16 protein-coding genes and 1 pseudogene are annotated in these 17,623 nt (G+C 59.6%); 6 read left to right on the top strand and 11 right to left on the bottom strand.

Features of this window, described 5'->3' with window-relative positions; all coding sequences use genetic code 11:
- Window positions 1-11: 11 nt before the first annotated feature.
- From repA to GSQ83_RS04245, 4 genes and pseudogenes are all read right to left on the bottom strand, one after another.
- Window positions 12-1,208 carry a plasmid partitioning protein RepA gene (gene repA / locus GSQ83_RS04235; RefSeq protein ID WP_158801635.1) on the bottom strand — a complete coding sequence of 399 codons (1,197 nt, stop codon included), beginning with the start codon at window positions 1,206-1,208 and terminating at the stop codon, window positions 12-14.
- Between the two features lie 187 nt (window positions 1,209-1,395).
- Window positions 1,396-1,593 (bottom strand): transposase, encoded by a 198-nt coding sequence (locus GSQ83_RS31100; protein ID WP_371417961.1) that lies wholly within the window; start codon window positions 1,591-1,593, stop codon window positions 1,396-1,398.
- Window positions 1,587-1,886, bottom strand: a pseudogene (locus tag GSQ83_RS31105) (transposase); the annotation flags it as partial. The gene GSQ83_RS31100 and the pseudogene GSQ83_RS31105, both read right to left, overlap by 7 nt.
- Window positions 1,887-3,470: 1,584 nt before the next feature.
- The gene (locus GSQ83_RS04245) at window positions 3,471-4,433 is read right to left on the bottom strand and encodes a GlxA family transcriptional regulator (RefSeq protein ID WP_158801636.1); all 963 of its coding nucleotides are present in this window, start codon (window positions 4,431-4,433) and stop codon (window positions 3,471-3,473) included.
- Window positions 4,434-4,539: 106 nt separating this feature from the next.
- On the opposite strand from GSQ83_RS04245, the gene GSQ83_RS04250 reads away from it, so the two are divergent.
- Complete coding sequence (locus GSQ83_RS04250; protein ID WP_158801637.1) at window positions 4,540-5,355, top strand: SDR family oxidoreductase; 816 nt, start codon at window positions 4,540-4,542, stop codon at window positions 5,353-5,355.
- A gap of 264 nt (window positions 5,356-5,619) precedes the next feature.
- Window positions 5,620-6,090, top strand: coding sequence for a hypothetical protein (locus GSQ83_RS04255; RefSeq protein WP_216849924.1), 471 nt, complete (start codon window positions 5,620-5,622; stop codon window positions 6,088-6,090).
- A 124-nt stretch (window positions 6,091-6,214) separates the two neighbouring features.
- Here GSQ83_RS04255 and GSQ83_RS04260 read toward each other — a convergent pair whose 3' ends face one another.
- The 4 genes from GSQ83_RS04260 to GSQ83_RS04275 all read right to left on the bottom strand — a co-directional run bounded on the left by GSQ83_RS04260 (window position 6,215) and on the right by GSQ83_RS04275 (window position 10,013).
- Entirely contained in the window at window positions 6,215-7,255 is a 1,041-nt protein-coding gene (locus GSQ83_RS04260) for a LacI family DNA-binding transcriptional regulator (RefSeq protein ID WP_158801639.1), read from the bottom strand.
- Entirely contained in the window at window positions 7,245-7,640 is a 396-nt protein-coding gene (locus tag GSQ83_RS04265; protein WP_158801640.1) for a Rieske (2Fe-2S) protein, read from the bottom strand. The genes GSQ83_RS04260 and GSQ83_RS04265 overlap by 11 nt, the downstream gene beginning before the upstream one ends.
- Window positions 7,637-8,737 carry an amidohydrolase family protein gene (locus GSQ83_RS04270; RefSeq protein ID WP_158801641.1) on the bottom strand — a complete coding sequence of 367 codons (1,101 nt, stop codon included), beginning with the start codon at window positions 8,735-8,737 and terminating at the stop codon, window positions 7,637-7,639. Before GSQ83_RS04270 ends, GSQ83_RS04265 begins: the two co-directional genes overlap by 4 nt.
- Before the next feature lie 130 nt (window positions 8,738-8,867).
- Complete coding sequence (locus GSQ83_RS04275) at window positions 8,868-10,013, bottom strand: mandelate racemase/muconate lactonizing enzyme family protein (protein WP_158801642.1); 1,146 nt, start codon at window positions 10,011-10,013, stop codon at window positions 8,868-8,870.
- Window positions 10,014-10,528: 515 nt separating this feature from the next.
- On the opposite strand from GSQ83_RS04275, the gene GSQ83_RS04280 reads away from it, so the two are divergent.
- From GSQ83_RS04280 to GSQ83_RS04295, 4 genes are read left to right on the top strand one after another with little or no spacing between them, the layout of a single operon-like run.
- A complete protein-coding gene (locus tag GSQ83_RS04280) occupies window positions 10,529-11,428 on the top strand; it encodes a carbohydrate ABC transporter permease (protein WP_158801643.1) in 900 nt (299 codons plus the stop codon).
- Window positions 11,425-12,309 (top strand): carbohydrate ABC transporter permease, encoded by an 885-nt coding sequence (locus GSQ83_RS04285; RefSeq protein ID WP_158801644.1) that lies wholly within the window; start codon window positions 11,425-11,427, stop codon window positions 12,307-12,309. Before GSQ83_RS04280 ends, GSQ83_RS04285 begins: the two co-directional genes overlap by 4 nt.
- A 39-nt stretch (window positions 12,310-12,348) precedes the next feature.
- Window positions 12,349-13,506, top strand: coding sequence for an ABC transporter ATP-binding protein (locus tag GSQ83_RS04290; protein WP_158801645.1), 1,158 nt, complete (start codon window positions 12,349-12,351; stop codon window positions 13,504-13,506).
- Between the two features lie 60 nt (window positions 13,507-13,566).
- The gene (locus GSQ83_RS04295) at window positions 13,567-14,910 is read left to right on the top strand and encodes an ABC transporter substrate-binding protein (protein ID WP_256367213.1); all 1,344 of its coding nucleotides are present in this window, start codon (window positions 13,567-13,569) and stop codon (window positions 14,908-14,910) included.
- A 148-nt stretch (window positions 14,911-15,058) separates the two neighbouring features.
- Here the strand turns inward: GSQ83_RS04295 and GSQ83_RS04300 are convergent, their stop codons facing one another.
- The 3 genes from GSQ83_RS04300 to GSQ83_RS04310 form a co-directional block, all read right to left on the bottom strand.
- Complete coding sequence (locus tag GSQ83_RS04300; RefSeq protein WP_158801647.1) at window positions 15,059-16,039, bottom strand: sugar phosphate isomerase/epimerase; 981 nt, start codon at window positions 16,037-16,039, stop codon at window positions 15,059-15,061.
- 79 nt (window positions 16,040-16,118) lie between these two features.
- A complete protein-coding gene (locus GSQ83_RS04305) occupies window positions 16,119-16,355 on the bottom strand; it encodes a TOBE domain-containing protein (protein ID WP_158801648.1) in 237 nt (78 codons plus the stop codon).
- Window positions 16,356-16,432: 77 nt separating this feature from the next.
- Complete coding sequence (locus GSQ83_RS04310; RefSeq protein ID WP_256367082.1) at window positions 16,433-17,140, bottom strand: ABC transporter permease subunit; 708 nt, start codon at window positions 17,138-17,140, stop codon at window positions 16,433-16,435.
- Window positions 17,141-17,623 lie beyond the last annotated feature (483 nt).

A 17,623-nucleotide genomic window follows, 5' to 3' on the forward strand; every position in this document is an offset into this window, starting at 1 on the left:
GTCTTGTCATGTCAGCGGCCCCATCCTTTGGAAATAAGCGTTTCAATTTCCCCGTTGACTGCGTCCAAAGCCTCAACCGCACGGGAATACGTCGATCGTCCCATGCTCTGACGAGAAATTTCGTAGAGCGTTTGTTTTGTCAGGCCGGCGTCTGAAACGGCCGTCGATTTAAGCATCGGATTTGTGAGCACTCGTTCCGCGAAGAGATTTCGCAGGAAGCCGACGACCTGAGTCTGCGGGCCATCTTGAGGCTCATATCGTGTAATGAGGTATCGGAGGAAATCGTATCGGAGTTCGCCGCCAGCTTTGCGCACGACGCTCAGCAAATCAGCGGTCATAAGCAGGAATTGAGACATGCTCGCGACGTCAAGCATCTGAGGGTGGACGGTCACAAGAACGCCTGTGGCTGCGCACAACGCTCCAAGAGTCAGAAAACCTAGTTGAGGAGGACAATCCACGATGACGACGTCGTAATTGCTCTCTACTTCCGACAGAGTCTCCCGCAGCCGATTGAAAAAGAGACTGTGCTTTCCCCGCTGACCGGCAGCGAGGATTCTCGGGGTATCGTGCTCGAACTCCTGAAGTTCAAGATTGGCGGGAATTAGGTCGACGCCGGTAAAATACGTCGTCCGAATGACCTCCTGTAGAGGGCGCCGTGTTTCATCATAGCGAATTGCGGCATAGAGGGTCTCGTTCTCGGCGAGGTCGGTCTCTGACTGAAACCCGAATAAGGTCGAAAGGCTTGACTGAGGGTCCAGGTCGATCGCGAGGACTCGGAACCCACGCAAAGCGAGGTACTGCGCCAAGTGCGCCGAAGTGGTGGTTTTGCCTGAGCCGCCCTTGAAGTTCGTGACCGCGATCACCTGGAGCTGATCTCCAGCTCGACGTCTGGGAAAATAGTCGCGCCCTTCGCGGGAAAGGTGGCCGCGATATTCATTGATTTGCTGCAAGGAATAAGATCGGCGTCCTCCATTGACGCTGATTGCCTGAGGGCCGAAACCCGCAAGCGAAAGTTGGCGTAAATAGGCGTCACTTATCCCGATAAGAGCAGCGGCTTCGCCACTTGAAAAAAGTCTAAGTGGCTTGGCTGCTGAAGGTGGGAAAAGCCGCGCCCGCAGATTGAACAGCTCTGCGCTCAACGCGTCGGCGTCGGCGCGGATCGCCTCATCAACCGGCTCAAACTCGGGCGCTACACCGTGATCTGGCATCTACGCTAAACTTTCCTGGTTTCGCCCATTCTCCGTTACTAATCATCGCGCAGTGAAAACGCAACAGGTTCTCTTTTTTGTTGTCCAGAGCGACCAGGAGCCAACGCTGCGAGGCGTGGCGTAGTTGACACCTGTCAAAAAGCGAGTTGCTGCCAATGCGCCATCGTTTAGCTAGGCTCAGGACTCGTTACGGCAGCCAGAAGATAACGGTTGCGGGGATGCAGATGGCGGAGAAGAACGTGTGGGCGCATCGGTCGTAGCGCGTGGCGATGCGGCGCCAGTCTTTGAGGCGGCCGAATGCGTTCTCGATACGGTGTGGCCGTGTCGATAGAGCGTGCTGTCGTGCGGTATCGCGGTCTTCCGCTTTCTGGTGAACGGGATGCAGGGCTGGATGCCTCGCGCCAGGATGTCGGCATGAAAGTCCGCGCTATCGTAGCCGCGATCGCCGAGCAGCTCGCGCGCCTGTGGGAGAACCGGCAGGCGCATCGCAGCGCCTTTATGGTCGCTGGTCTGGCCTGCGGTCAGCAGTAGGCGGACGAGCCGGCCTTTCTCATCGCAGACAGCATGAAGTTTCGAGTTCGGCCCGCCGCGCAGGTGCGTCCGATGCAGCGTGAAGCATCCCCTTTTTTGCCAGCTGGCGGCTGTCCGGTGCGCCTTGAGGTGGGTGCTGTCGATCATCAGCCGTTCCGGTATGCGCGGCCCGCGCCACTAGGGCTTTGAAGATGCGGTCGAACACGCCGAGCCGGCTCCAGCGGACGAAGCGATTATAGAGCGTCCTGGTGCGGGCTGTAGCCGCGTAGGCGCGTCCTTCCACTGCAGGCTGTTTGCGGATCACGTTAGATGATCCCGCTGATGACACGGCGGTCATCGACGCGCCGCAGCCCGCGCGAGATCGGGAAAAACGGCTCGATCCGGCGCATCTGCGCCTCGGTCAGCAGTGGCACTCGGGACATCGAACACCTCCGTTGCCCCCAGAATCACACCGCGTCGAACCGTGTAAAGGGTCCTGAACCTAGTTACACTGCTGTCATCCGCACTCCTGTGCGGCGGCATTTCTGTCATGGGTTCAACCCACGGAGCTGGTTTGGCGGACCGATCGTCTCTTAGCGACTATCGCTACGCTGATGCCGTGTCGGCATTGACACCTGTCAAAAGGGTGTGCGGCAGAGGGTTGAAGACCTTAGCTGGACATGGGCTGGCTGGGCCAAAGGGGCGACGTAGAGGGCCGCAACAACAGGAATTATTGATCTGCGCGGCTCGCCAAACGAGCATGCTATTGGCATGCTCGCCTGTCTTTTTGGGCCAAACGAACTTGGCCGCGATCGTTCTTTCCTCGAACGGCTCGCTTGCGAGCCGCATTGTTGCGCGTAGCTCAGGTCGCCGTCTTATGACTCCATTTAATTGTCCCCCTGCTAGTAAATCGCTGTTCGATGCCGCGCGTTCAAATTCCAATGAGACAGCGCCCGCTAGCAAGTTTGTTAGCGACTGCTGGTGTCGGCTCACGAGTGGAGATGGCTGCGTTAATTGACAGGCGAATTTAGCGGCCCTGTTGCGTTGTGCCGGTAGTGCAATCGATAATCCAGCTTGAGTATTCGCGCGCGTTTCCCGCTACGCTGTTTCTCAGGATTGCCGAGCATGATGACCCGCATCTCATATCAGTCTAGCAATGACCTATACCGAATTGATCGTTCGCTGCGTCTGGACGCGGAGGGAGCCGGGACGACGTAATTGAGGATGCGGTGCATTTCGCGCCGCTACGGCAGTAGCGCCGACCGGGCTCACTTCGATGTCGGGAGGACGGGAAGAGGAGGGGAGTGGAGAGCCGAACTCCCGCAATTGAGATTGAAGCAATAACAGGCGGCGGGCGACTCGCAGTCGCGGGCGGGTTTGCCGCGCCGACCGAGCCGTGTGCCGGCGCAGGTATGCTGCCGCTGCAAGGCATTCAACCACCCGGACCGAATCGCGCGATCGGGATCCGCTGCCAGTCGATGCCGGTGTGGATGAAAGTGGCCATAAATGGACGCGTATAAGGAGAGGAAGTCCGGAGCCTGCTCGAGCGATTACAATTGCCGCATCTGCCGTCCCGGAGGTCGTCTCGGCCGATGTGAGTTTTCGGCCCCGTGGTTCAGAATAGCGGCTTTGTCGATGATTGACGTCGGCAGGACCCGCCGCTTCGCTGCATCGTAGCTCCTTAGCCTGTCGGTCATAATCACGGCGGCACGCATTGCGGCCTTGTGGCGGCGGCCTGAGGAAACGCCTCAGTTACCGTGGCAACGCGTGCGCTACGGCTTGAGCATCGCCGCCGCCGGCGGCTCGCCGGATCGCCAGTGGTGGTTGTCCAAAGGTCCGCAGGAAGGCGCGCCGCATCCGGTCACGATCAGCGAAGCCTGTCTGCTGCGCCACCACGTCCATCGGATGAGTCGTGTCCTCCATCAGGGTCCGCGCGGCTTCGAGACGCAGATGTTCGATCGCCTTTGCCGGCGACTGGCCTGTTTCGTTGTGAAATGCCCGGCTGAACTGGCGCGGCGACAGATGTGCGACTTCGGCAAGGTCCTCGACGCTTAGCCGTTCCGTCAGATGGCGGCGGGCGTGGGTGAGAACAGATTGGATCCGGTCACTCTTGGGATTTAGTTCGAGCAATGATGAGAATTGCGACTGGCCGCCGGCCCGCCGGTGGTAGAGCACGAGTTTGCGCGCAACACTGCGCGACACCTCGATCCCGAGATCCTCCTCGATCAGCGCCAGAGCTAGATCAATGCCTGCCGTCATGCCGGCGGAGGTCCAGATTCGACCGTCGGCGATGTAGATTCGGTCCTCTTCGACGCGCACCTTCGGATAGCGCGTCTGCAACTCACGGGCGCGCATCCAATGGGTGGTTGCACGCCGCCCGTCGAGCAGCCCTGCCTCGGCCAGGACGAAGGCCGCCACGCAAGTCGCAGCTACACGTCGCGCGAACTGTGGGGTACACCGGACAAAATCGACGGTCTCCGATGACGCATCCTCCATCGCACCGCCGATGACGATGAGATCGTAAGGCGTGGTTGCGAAGGCTTCCGTCACCACTTCGAAACCCAAGGAAGTTCGAACGGGGCCGCCGTGCTCGGATAGCATACGGACGTCGTAATGCATCCCACCTGTGACGAGGTTCGCCACTTCGAAGGCTGTGCTGACGGCGAAGCCCATCGGCGAATATCCCCGATGAATGATGAACCCGACCTTCCGCATCACTCGCTCCAGAATGTCCTGAATTGCCGTTTATATGACATTCAAGCCGTAGACGGACAAGGCTAGCCTCTCTCGACCGGGCATGACGGCCGCGACGGAGGGACAAATGACCAATTCTCAAAGCAGGGGCACCGCTCTTATCACTGGCGCCTCGAGCGGCATCGGCGCCGTCTACGCCGACCGATTGGCGAGGCGTGGCTACGACCTGATTCTGGTCGCGCGCAACACTGACAAACTGCAGGCGGTCGCTCGGCGCGTCAGCAACGAGACTGGCCGCGCGGTCAACGCGATGACGGCCGACCTCAACAATGCCGCCGATCTGCGCCGGATCGAGGATGTCCTGGGTAGGAACGCAACGATCGCGCTCCTCGTCAATAATGCCGGTTTCGGCGCAGCAACGCCACTGCTGCAGTCCGACGTCGGCAAGATCGAGGAGATGATCGGGATCAACGTCACCGCGCTGACCAGACTGACCTACGCCGCAGCGCCGGCCTTTGTCGAACGCGGCACCGGAGCGATTATCAACATCGCCTCGATCGTTGCCATTGGCCCTGAGATCCTCAACGGCGTCTATGGCGCAACCAAGGCCTATGTGCTCGCGCTGACCCAGTCCCTCCAGCACGAGCTATCTGAGAAGGGGATCCGGATCCAGGCAGTGCTTCCCGGCGCGACCGCGACCGCCTTCTGGGACATCCCCGGCGTCGGCGGTCACCATAACCTGCCGGGCGAGATCGTCATGAGCGTCGAGGATCTGGTTGCCGCCGCACTCGCGGGCTTTGACGCCGGCGAGGTAGTTACTATCCCTCCTCTGCAAGACGGTCAGGAATGGACGTCCTACGAGGCCGCTCGCCGCGTTCTAAGCGGCCATCTCGGCAATTCCCATCCCGCTCCACGCTATCTGACCTCGCCGAAGGCGGTTTGACCTGTTGCGAGCCCGTGCGGCAGTCTCTACGCGATTCCGACTGCCGGACATGTCAGCGGAGGGCACGCGCCAGCTCTACAATGCGTTGCTCGATCTTTGCGAGGACTCGTCAATCCGGGCTCGCTCTGGGGCGCGAACATCGCCGAGAAGCGGGCGTGGATCGTGTTCCTTCGTAAGCGATGGTTCAACCTGCAAAGGGATGCCGAGATGCGCAACATGCTTCTTTTCGCCGTTACCGCTCTGGTTCTTTCCACTCGGGCTGTCGTGGCGGCTCCCGCCGTCAGCAATGAGCCGTTGAATTTTGTGACCCTGAAAACGATCAAATCGCAGTTCGGCAAGCTCATGGAATTGGCCAACAAGCACGATTTCAAGGCTCTCCACGGGATGTTCTGGCAATCGCCCTCGACCCTTCTGGTGGCGAAGAGCGCGATCCCGTCCGAGGGGAACTGGGCCGGCTTCTGGGGCAACAAGGCCATCGATCAGAAGCTGCACGACATCGGCACCTCCGGCCCGGTCGTGCTCGAGCCGGACTATTCGAAGCTCAAAGTCGTTGGCCTGACAAGCGACGTCGCGGAGTCGTACGTGCCTATGAACATTACGGTCTCATATGCGGGGCAGAGTGGAGCACCCAAGCCGTTTCTGATGATCATCAATTGGCTTAGCGTCGGAAAGGACTGGAAGATCGCTTCCGAAATCATTTTGCCGGTACCGCCGGCACGTGCCGCGGAGCGCTAGGCGCCCCAAGTGCCATCCGAGCCGGGCGCAACGTACCCATACCGGCTGAGCTTGGAGCGTCAATCCGCGCCCGCATCCTGAAGTAGTGAGCCTGCTCCCAATCGCCGGCGTCAGTATTCGCACATCACTCAGGCGAGCGTGGCGCTGTCGATCCGCGAACGACAAGGTGCAATTCAACAGTGCGTCGGACGGGTGTGGTGGGGAGACTTCCGGCGATTCGCGCCGAGAGCGTGTCGATTGCCAGCTCCGCGAGAGCGTGCTGCGGCTGGACGACCGTGGTGAGATTGATGCGTGCAAGCCGTGCCAGCAGAATATCATCAAAGCCGACCACCGAAAGATCCTCGGGAATCCGAATGCCAAGCCGGTCGGCGCAATCCAATATTTCGATGGCGCCTAGGTCGTTGGAGGAGAAAATGGCAGTAACCCTGCGTTCCCCCAGCAGAAGACTCTCGGGCGAGACTTCGCGATTGTTGCGCAGCAGCCCAGGAGGGGAGCGGCGCCAGCGATACACGTTTGGCTGGAGATCTGCCTCTTCCATGACCGCGCGATAACCTGCCCTGCGCGCCCGATCCGCGGCATCCTCGACGATCGGGTCGGCGAAATAGGCGATGCGCCGGTGGCCAAGGGAGATCAGGTGGCGCGTGGCAACTTCGGCTCCCCGATGGTCGTCGCCCGATACGACATCGCCCCAATCCGCGCTGCAGGTGACGAAAACGACCGGCAACTTGCCCGACACGAGCAGGCGCGCGCGTTCGGACATGCCGGCATGGGCGAGGAATAGGATTCCCGCGACCCGATATTCCAAGAGCTGCTCCAGACTCGCCTCATCGACCTCGTCCGCATGCGTATTGACGAACATGACCCGATAGCCTTTCGCGGCTGCATGCTGCTCGATCTGCTTTGCCATCTCCGCGTGGAAGGGGTTGGCAAGGTCGCCGGCCACTGCCCCAAATATCTTTGTGCGCTGCTGTACGAGTTGACGCGCCAATACATTAGGGCGGTAGTTCAGCGCGGCCACGGCATTGGTCACGCGGGCACGCATCGCTGGCGCGACGCAGGCGGCATCACGGATGACGTTCGAGACGGTCGATTTGGAGACTCCGGCTAACCGGGCGACATCGACAATGGTGGGAAGCCTTGTGGGCTCCAAAGGTTTACGTTTCATCCGCTCGTGGGCTTGCCAACCAACGCCTCGAGCCCGCGCCGATTTCGACTAGCACGCGGTCGGCGACGATCTTGACCGGAAATGTGCGGACACGCACGGCCGGGTCCCAGATCGCCTCTCCGGTGCAGACATCGAATTCCCATCCATGCCAGGGGCAGGCAATCACAGGAGCGGCGTCTTCGAGCGTCATGTCTCCAGGCGCGGTCCCGGCGAGGCGGCCGGAAAGAACCCCGCGGCAGAGCGGGCCGCCTTGATGTGTGCAAATTCCGCTCACCGCATAGACTTTGCCAGACCATCGGATGATGCCGACCTCGATACGTCCAAGGGTGATAATTGAGACCTGGCCGTCAGGAAAACTCTCGACCGGGCCGACATCCGTCGTCACTTCGCGTTTCTCCCGCCTACCGGCGCCAGATCGGCTTCCTGCCAGCCATAGAATTTCAAGGCATTCTCGAAGAAAACGCGGCGGTGCCAAGATGCGGGCAAACGGCTCGCGATATAGTTCGTCTCGTCGGCGTCCCAGTGTGGATAATCCGACGAATAGCAAAGACGGTCGGCGCCATTCACCCATCCCAGCAACTCGGCCACCTGTTCCCGCTTTGGCGAGATCTCGAGCGGCTGTGTCGTCAGCCAGACATGGTCCCGGACATATTCGCTCGGCAGTTTCTTGAGCCAAGGAACCTCCCGGCGCAGACCTTTGTAGTCAGTGTCGAATCGCCAGAGCAGGCTGGGCAACCAGGCCGCGCCTGCTTCAATCAGCAGCAGGCGGAGGCGAGGGAATCTCTCGAACACACCGTGGCTGATGAAAGAGACAAGATGCGTCATGACGACTTGAGGCCAAAGGGTATGCGCCTCGAAATAAAAATTGACCTTGCCGCCACCAGTACTGGCGGGATTGGCCCATCCGCCGGCACCGCCATGGATCGCGATGGGGCGCCCAATTTCCTCCGCGGCCGCATAGATCGGATGAAACACGGGATGGCCGAACGGATAGCGATGGGGGTTATCCACCAACATCACCTGGACCATCCGCGGGTTATCGGCATGACGGCGGATTTCGGCGACAGCTTGCTCGGGGAGTTGAGTGGCCACCATGATTGATGAGACAAGGCGTTCGTCACGGCTGAGCCAACGATCGATCGACCAGTCGTTCAGCGCACGGGCCAGTTCCGCGGCGAAATAGGGGTTGTGATGGCCGGCCACATGGCTGTCGTCGCCAAAGGTCAAAATGGCGCGGCGCACATCGCCACGGTCCAAGACCTGCTGACGGAGCATTTCGAAGTCCGAGCCTGGCGGACTGCCATCGGGAGGAAAAGTGTCGGCACGCATAAAACCGTGTGGGTTCGGCAGCCCATCCTGTACGGTGAGCGGCATGATGCCGGCCGGTCCGCGATTTGAGATGAATTCGTGCCAGCCCCGAGAAAGAAAGGGCAGAAGCTCTTGGTCTGTCGCGCGCGCGTGGTGCACGTCGCAGTCAATCATCGGGCCATCGTACATCTTGCCGCGCCCCTTGGATCGTTCCAAACTCCCGTTGGATACTTTTTGTTGGTTAGAAATGTCAAGCAAAAGGGTATCTGTGGCGCGAGTGATCGTGCCGGCGCATGTGAGAGGTCTACCCGAATTCGGCAACGGTGTAGTGGCTGATACGATCCTCATCGAGGATGAAGCCGAAACCGGGCCTGTCGGGAACCGCGACCAAGCCTTGCGCATCGATCGATAGTGTCTCTCGCAGCATCTGGTCCCGGCTGGACGCGGTGAAGCCGCTGGGTGGGTCGTGCGGAAACTCGAGCCATGTGCAGTTCGGCGTCGAGGCGGCCAAATGCAGATTGGCGAGAAGGCCGATACCGTTGCCCCAGGTATGGGGCGCAATTTCCAGATGTGCTGCTTCGGCCATCGCGGCCACCTTGCGCAATTGGAAGATGCCCTCGGAAAGAAGCGCGTCGGGCTGAAGGATGTCGAAGCAGCCGCGGTCGATCAGAAGCTTGAATTCGTGAATGCCGTGATTGTCTTCGCCGCCAGCGATCTTGATTCCGTCTAATTTCTCGCGCAGCCGGGCGAGGCCAGCATAGTCGTATCGAGGCAGCGGTTCCTCCAGCCAGAGCACGTCGAGTTGTTCCAACTCGCGTGCGACGGCGAGCGCGCGTTGGAAGCCCCAGATGCGGTGCGCAGTCAGCCCCGGCTCGATCCCGGCCTGATTGGCATCGATCATGATTTCGATACGGTTGCCGACGGCCTTGCGGATGGCTTCCACGACTCCCAGGTCGCGCCGGACATCATCATGATGGAAACGGAGTTTCACCGCGCGATAGCCCTGGTCGAGCATAAGATGGATATCTTCGACCCGCTGCTCCGGCGAACGCAGCTCAGCTGTGGCGCAATAGGCGGCCACTTGGTTCTGCGCACCGCCCCATAGCTTGTAGACCGGAAGCCCAGCTTGCTTGCCGATAATGTCCCAGAGCGCAATTTCCATAAAATACGCCGGGGGACCGAGAATCTCGGCATCTCGGAGGACAGCGGACAGAGGCTCGACCCCGGTCGGATCCTGGCCGATCCAATATGGCGATATGAAGCGTTCGACAGTGATGGCGGCTTCGAGCCCAGCATGCGCCGCGCTGTGACCGATGAGTCCGGCATCGGTTTCCACCGACACCAGAACCAGAAGGACGTTGGTCTGATTGCGTCCGCGCGCCCAGGCGGGATGGAATGGAGCGGGCAGTGGCAAGTCGACGACCCGGCTATGCACGCGAGTAATGCGCATCACACTCATTCCATGCTTTGTTCATGGCAGGCAGGATCAGCGGCTCGAGCGCGCGAGTAGATGAGCCGGATCTCGATGCTTTTCAGAACCGAGAGCTTTCCACCCATTCGTCGCCCCAGCTGTGGAACGCTCCACGAGATAGATCAGATGCGAGGGAGCTGCAACTTGAGTTTCCTGGGCGACGAAAATATCGGGTTGTTTTGGCTGGATTTCCCCTGAGTGCCTCGAAGCAAGTCGGTCGGATCGGAATATCGGCTCTCGATCGCACAAGGGCGTCCCAGATCGGGCGAACACAATCGTGAGCCAGTCCTGGCATAATGCTTGACAGGGAAACCGGGCTGTCCCTACCGTTCTGTCACGTTCCAAAGCGGTTTTGTTGCCGTTCGGAGGTAGTCCGCCACAAACCGGTCGATTGATCGGCAGTGGTGGGTCGCAGGTGCGTTGGGATTGCGAGTTCGAGACAGGATCGACGCACGTGCTGAGCTGAACGATATTTGTCGGGACGGGCTTCATCAATGGGAAGCGATACAAGGTTCCAACTAGGCCATCGGCAGGATAAGCCGCGCTTTGAGCTCAGCAGCGCCGCTCTTTTGGCTTTACCTGGCGGCTTTCTGTTCTTCCTGTTCGTCGGGCCGATCGTCTATGCGCTATTTCTCGGGTTCACGAACCTGCAGCTTATCGGCCCGCATGCGCAGAGATGGTGGTTCACCGGGCTCGCCAACCCGACCCGGCTCATGCACGACACGGTTTTCTTCACTTCGGTCAAGCTCACTCTGATCTTCGTCGTCGGTTCCGGAATGGTGGGCCAAACGCTGGTCGGATTGGCTCTTGCACTACTTATGCGGCGGTCGTTGATGCCGATCCGGCTCTCGGTCGGAGTATTGGTTGTCGCGGCATGGGTCATTCCCGAGGTTACCGCAGCGTTTGTCTGGTATGCCTTCTCGCAGGCCGGCGGCACGCTAGGCATATTGACGCGATCTCCGCACACCAACTTTCTGTTTTCCGCTCCGATGACGACCGTCTCTGTCGCCAATCTCTGGCGCGGTACGGCATTTTCGATGCTCGTTTTTTCTGCGGCGCTCCGCAACATACCCAGTGAAGTGTTGGAGGCGGCTGATGTCGAGGGCGCTTCCCGGTTCCGAAGACTCTGGTCGATCACTCTTCCATTGCTCGGGCCGACACTTGTGACCAATTTATTGCTTGTGACGATTCTCAATCTCTCAGATTTTACGCTGATCTACACGCTGACGCAGGGCGGTCCAGGAAATTCGACTATGACTCTGCCGGTCTATATTTACCAGGAGGCCTTCAACTACTATGAGCTCGGCTACGGCACCACGATTTCGCTTGTGCTGATCCTTATCGGGGCAGCGCTGTCGCTCTTATTCGTGCGAACATCGAGGTCGGCGGCATGAGGTTTTTGAACCGGAAGGCCCCACCGACGCTACAGCCTACCGGGCCGTTGATCGTTGTCGACTATCCGAGACTTTCTCCGACAGGCATCGCCACCAACACGACCCTGGTCATTGTTGGAGTAGCCTTTGCCCTGCCGCTCCTTTGGTTGGTTCTGGCAGCCGTCGATAAAAACGCGGATTGGAGCATCCGCCTGCCGAACTTGACCATCGAGAACTTTCGGGCGGTTCTAACCGCCCATGGCCTGCAGCCATTTGTGAACAGCCTCTATCTGGCTCTGGTGACGACGGTCGTCGCAACCGGACTTGCCTTGCTGTCTGCCTATACGCTGTCGCGGCGGCACGTGCCTGGGAAACGCACGGTGATGCTCCTGGTGCTCTTTGCCTCCGGCCTGCCGGTGACGATGATGTTGGTTCCCATTTATCAGATATACGCGACGCTGCACTGGTTGGACTCCAGGTTCACCACCTCTCTGTTTTTAGCCGCGAGCGCGCTGCCATTCGCGATCTGGCTGCTGAAGAATTATATCGACGCGGTGCCGATGGAGCTTGAGGAAGCCGCAGGCATTGAGGGTGCTGGCACCCTGCGCGTCCTCCTCCATGTTGTCCTGCCGCTGGTTCTGCCGGGGCTCGCGGTCGCGGCGGTCTTCAACTTCATCAGTGCGTGGGGGGCCTTTGTCGTTCCCCTGGTTTTGGATGCCAATCCCGACGACCAGCCTGGAACGGTCGCGATATATCAATTCCTCGGATCGCATGGCTACATACAGTTCGGCCAGTTGGCTGCATTCTCTCTACTGTTTTCACTTCCGGTCGTGGTTCTCTATCTCCTGATCGCCAGGATCTTCAGGGGTGGCTTTGCCTTCGGTGGGGGGGTGCGTGGCTGATGACATGGAACTTCGCGATGATAGCGACGGCGAACGTCGATGGCTGATGTGCAGTTCGAGCACGTTTATAAGCTGTTCGGAGACCATCCCGTGGTCAACGACCTGTCACTCGACATTGCAGATGGCGAGTTTCTGGTTCTGCTCGGTCCGTCAGGCTGCGGAAAAACGACGAGCCTGCGAATGCTAGCGGGTCTGGAACGGCCGACCTATGGGCGCATTGCGATAGGGCAGCGGACAGTCAATGCGCTACCATCGAAAGCGCGCGACGTCGCCATGGTGTTCCAGAACTACGCGCTATATCCGCACAAAACCGTCCGTGGGAATCTGGCTTTCGGGATGAAGTTGCGGCGGGTGCCCAAAGCCGAAATGAACCGACAATTGGACGAGGTCGCGACACTGCTCGGCCTTAAACGCTTGCTCGACAGTCGGCCCGCGGAGCTTTCGGGGGGTGAGCGCCAACGGGTAGCGCTAGGGCGGGCATTGCTACGCCGACCCAAGGTGTTTCTGATGGATGAGCCTCTGTCAAATCTGGACGCCACTTTGAGGGCGCAGATGCGCGCCGAACTCATCCGGCTGCACACGAAGCTCAATGCTACAATCGTCTACGTGACCCACGACCAGGCGGAGGCCATGACGATGGCTACTCGGATTGCCGTGATGTCCAAAGGACACCTTGCTCAGGTGGGTACGCCACAGCAGATCTACGATAGCCCAGCGGATCTGTTCGTCGCGACCTTTGTCGGATTGCCGAAGATGAATGTCGTGACGGGACGATTAGGTAGCGTCGACAATTCGCCCGTGCTTGAGGTCCTGGGCCGGACGATCCGGATGGACCCGGCGAGTTTTGTGTCTCCCAACTCGTCTTCATCCGCCGAGGTGTTTGTCGGGATTCGACCCGAGGACGTCTTATGCGATCCAGGGAATCCACAAGATGCCATTTACGGCGATGTTGAAGTCGTCGAGCCGCTGGGGTCCGAGACCCTCGTTACCGCTCGCTGTGACGAGACCACAACGCTAGTGGCCCGCGTGCCTCCCCGTACTCCGATTGCGATCGGCGACCGAATTAGGATCCAAATCAATACGCAGCATCTCCACTTATTCGATAAGACAACACAGCAAAGCCTACTATTGCCGACGACATCGGGCCCGGTGAAGACGTGGCAGCCGGAGGTGTTTGCTGAGGTTAGAGCAAACTAGAACCATAACAGGAGATAGATGAAGATGCTCGGAACACGTAGGCTGACGTCGCGGAATGCGATGTTGAGCGGGGCCACGGCAGTCGCGGCTTTGCTGGCTACCTATGGCTGGGCGAGCGCCGCCTCGGCCCAAACGACCATCAAGGTCGGGTACTCCTCCGCCTATGTCTTCGACGAAGATGCGGACTCGGTCTCATATTGGAATGACATCAAGAAGGAGTTCGAGGCTGCACATCCGAACGTGACATTGGAACTGCAGCCGCACGGCGGCACCGACACCGATGAGATGAACGCGATTGCCCTGCAGTATCGCTCGCCATCCACAACGCCTGACGTCATCCAGCTTCCCACAACCTATATCGGTCAGTTCCAAAGCTCCGGCTATTTGTTGCCGCTCGATAAGTATCTAAGCTCTAGCGCGTTTTGGAACCGATTTCCAAAGAATATCCAGGATGAAGGCCGGATCGACGGAAGTGTCTATGCCGCGGACATTGGCGAGAACAATACGGGCATGTATTACAACAAGGAGATGCTGCAGAAGGCCGGCATTGCCGTGCCGTGGAGCCCTCACAATTGGGATGATATTCTGACGGCGGCCCGGGCGATCAAAGAGAAGGTTCCCGGGGTTGTTCCACTGTGGATCGCCGCTGGCACCAGCGCGGGACCGACCGGTGTCCTGCAAGGTTCTGGTGCAGTCATCTTTTCGTCCAAAACGCCCATCATCTATGATACGAAAACGAAAAAATACGTGATTGACAGCCCCGGTCTGCGGGACGTCCTGCAATTCTACAAAGACGTGTATTCGGCGGGGCTCGGGGCGCAGCTTTCCGATCTGTTTTCGCCTAAAGCAGTTGCGGTACCGGTCAGCCTAATGGCGCAGCAAAAGCTGGCGATCGCACTTGGGTCCAACTGGTATGGCGGTGCTTGGAAGGAGAAGAATCGGCATTGGGCCGAGGCGGCGACAGCGGCGGGCGCGACAGCGTTTCCGACGTCACAGGGTCAGTCCCCTGGTCAAGGTGGTACCTTGGGAGGATGGGATGTCGCGATTTCGAAAGCAAGCAAGAATCCCGATCTGGCCTGGGACTTGGTCAATCTCCTCCAACAAAGAAAATACATGGTCTTTATCGCCACCAAGGCGGGTTTCGTTCCGCCCGATACCGAGGTCGCCAAATCGCCCGACTACGTGAATTATGCGCCGCCATTCAATGGCGAGTTCGCGACATTTCTTCCTTATGACAAGCTACTTCCTTCGAACGACGGATTCGCTGTCTGGGCCCGTGGTATAGAAGAGGCCACCGGCCAAATCGCGCAAGATCCGACGACATCGGTCTCGGCGGCACTCAAGACCCTGCATGACACGGTCGTAAATCAACTTGGTGCGGATGAGGTGGAGACCATGCAGTAACAGCTACTATCTTTTACGGGAACCGTGCGTCAAACCCCCGCGAGAGTGATGCCGGTCTCCCTTCCGCTCGGGGCCGGCGCACGGCCGCCTGGCTTACATTGCCAGTGCGGTCGCGTAGCCGCCGCTTGAAGCGACATGAGGCTGCATATCACTCCATGGCTCGGTGAGGAGAGGCAGAAGCAGTACCCGCGGCAGGTTTGACTGCCAAGAGTTTCGCGGCGGCCTTGATACCAAGTTCGGGCGCAACGAACGGATCTTCGTGTTCAATCGCGATGGTGCGGGCGCGGCCGAAGGTGGATAACTGCGCTTTGAAACCGTGCCACCAATGAGCGTCATGGCCGCTCCCGACCGTCGCAAAGGTCCAGGGCATTTCCTCTGGGGGCATCGGCCAGCGGCGGTCCAGCAGTCCGTTCAGCGCAAGCTGCTTCGTGTTGAAGACGACATCTTTCGCGTGCGCATGGCCGACACGTCCAGCGAGTCGGTCCACCACGGCGCCGGTATCCATGCCCATCCAGAATAAATGGCTCGGGTCGATATTCGCGGCGATCATGGGGCTCAGCCCTGCCAACTGCTCGAAGCTTTCGACGTTGTACGCGACAGTGCCGGGGTGAAGCTCAAGGCAGATCAGAAGCCCAGGATGGGTGCGTTGCGCAAATTCGCTCAGGTTGCGCCAATAACCCATGGTGACATCCTGCCACTGCTTGAGATGGGCATTTTCCAGATAGGGAAGCCAGCCGCCGGCGGCGAAGACCGGCGTGACATCGCCCGGAGCGCCCGCAGGACAGCCGGCCATCGCTACGATCCTGTCCACACCAAGCGCCGCCGCAAGCGTGATCGTGTCACGAAGGGCCTTGTCGTGCGCCTGTGCGATTGCGACATCAGGGTGCAGCGGGTTGCCCCATGCGTTGAGAGCGGCGATGCGAAAGCCGCGAGCGACGATCTCCCGCTGCCAGGCGGCGCGGACGCTCTTATCCGCCAGGAGTTGAGGCATGTCGCAATGTTGGGTGGGTGCGTAGGCGCCGGTCCCGATTTCGAGGTCGGTGATCTCGGGCACGTCATGCTCGAGCCAGTCCATGACATCGGGTAAGGGCCACTTGATCAGAGCTTCGGTGACGAGGCCGATCCGCAAGTCGTTTGGCATATTCTATCCAGTCCTCTCGCCGTTGAGAACGGCTTAGTAGCCGAGCAACCCGGTGGGTGACAGCGATCTACGAGTCTTCCACGAAAACGATGTCCTCTTGGCGCCAATGCAACTCCAAGTATGAGTCCGGGTGGAGACTCTCCTCGCCCAACATCGAAACTTCCTCGATCGTCAGCGCCGCGCGAACCTCCAGCCCTTCGATCACTCGCACGTGCGTATTGAAGACGGAGCCGGTGAAGACAAAACGCTCGACAGTTCCCCGCACCGCATTTGCTTGATCGCTCGATCCCTTCGCGAGGCTCACCTTGATCCTGTTGCGCGGAAGCACTGCAGTGATCGTTTGCGCCTCATTTAGGTATGATGGAATCTTCCCTGTCAACGTCATGTCGGGGTGGGATATCTCGACGGAGCTTCCGCGACGGTGTTCCTGCCGCGAACGATCGTTCCGGCGTCGATGAAGCCGGCCACGTAGGAACTCCGAGGCGCCCTGCATAAAGCCTCGGGCGTGTCGACCTGGGCGATCAACCCGTCCTTCATGACCGCGATGCGGTCCGCGATAGCGCAAGCTTCCTCCTGATCGTGCGTGACATGGACCAGCGTGGTTCCGGTGGATCGCTTGATGCGGACAAGCTCATCCTGCATCTGGCGCCGCACCCTGAGATCGAGCGCGCCTAGCGCCTCGTCGAGCAGGAGGACCGCCGGCCGCTTTACTAGCGCACGAGCGAGCACCACGCGCTGCTGCGCGACAATCGCGTTCAACTCGTGCGTCACACGAATCCGCAGCGATCCAAAAATATAGAGCGGCAGGGTCTGTTGCGAGCCGGTCACGAGGAAGGTGAGGATGAACTCATCCATCGAGATCGCCAGGGCGATCATCGTGCCGGCGAGTATGCCCGGCAGGGCTTGCGGCACCGATACGGTCAGAAAAGCGCGCCATGGTCGCGCTCCCGAGTCCAACGCCGCTATCTCCTGGTTGCGATCGAGCCCCTCCAGCCGCACGAGGACGAGAAGAGTCACGACCGGAAGGGTCAGAATCGTGTGGCCGGCGATAATCTTCCACAGCCTGCGGGGGACCCCAAGCGCATTCAAGCCGATGGTGATTGCAAGGCCGCGTCAACCACTTCAGCGTTCCGGCGCCGTATTCCTAGAAATCGCTATGGGATGAACGAAGGGGAAGGTGATCCTGCAGGGAGCGGGCGACGACTTCCTCGGGCTCGCGGGTCTCGCTTTGGGCGTGCCGAGACCCGAAATCTGATCGACGTCAAGAAATGTCGGCGCACGATTTGATGGGATACGCGGTGAGGATTTTGCTCAGCGCCGCAGTTCTTTTTCGCGAAGCGCGAGTAGGCTCCGCCTTTGTTTCGGGTCGTATCAGGAACCTCGAGGAGGATCGCAACCTTGTCAGACAGATAGGTAGTCGCCGTTCTCTCCGCTCAGATTTGGTTCGCCAATCCTGCCACCAGGATCGTTGCGGGTCTTACAGTCCGTTTGAGAAAGGTCAGTCATGGGCGATCCGGCGTAAAAGCAGGCTTCCCATGGCGACATGGATCATGGCCTCGGACACGTCCAGCC

Source organism: Acidisoma sp. L85, assembly GCF_009765865.1.
Lineage (GTDB): Bacteria > Pseudomonadota > Alphaproteobacteria > Acetobacterales > Acetobacteraceae > Acidisoma.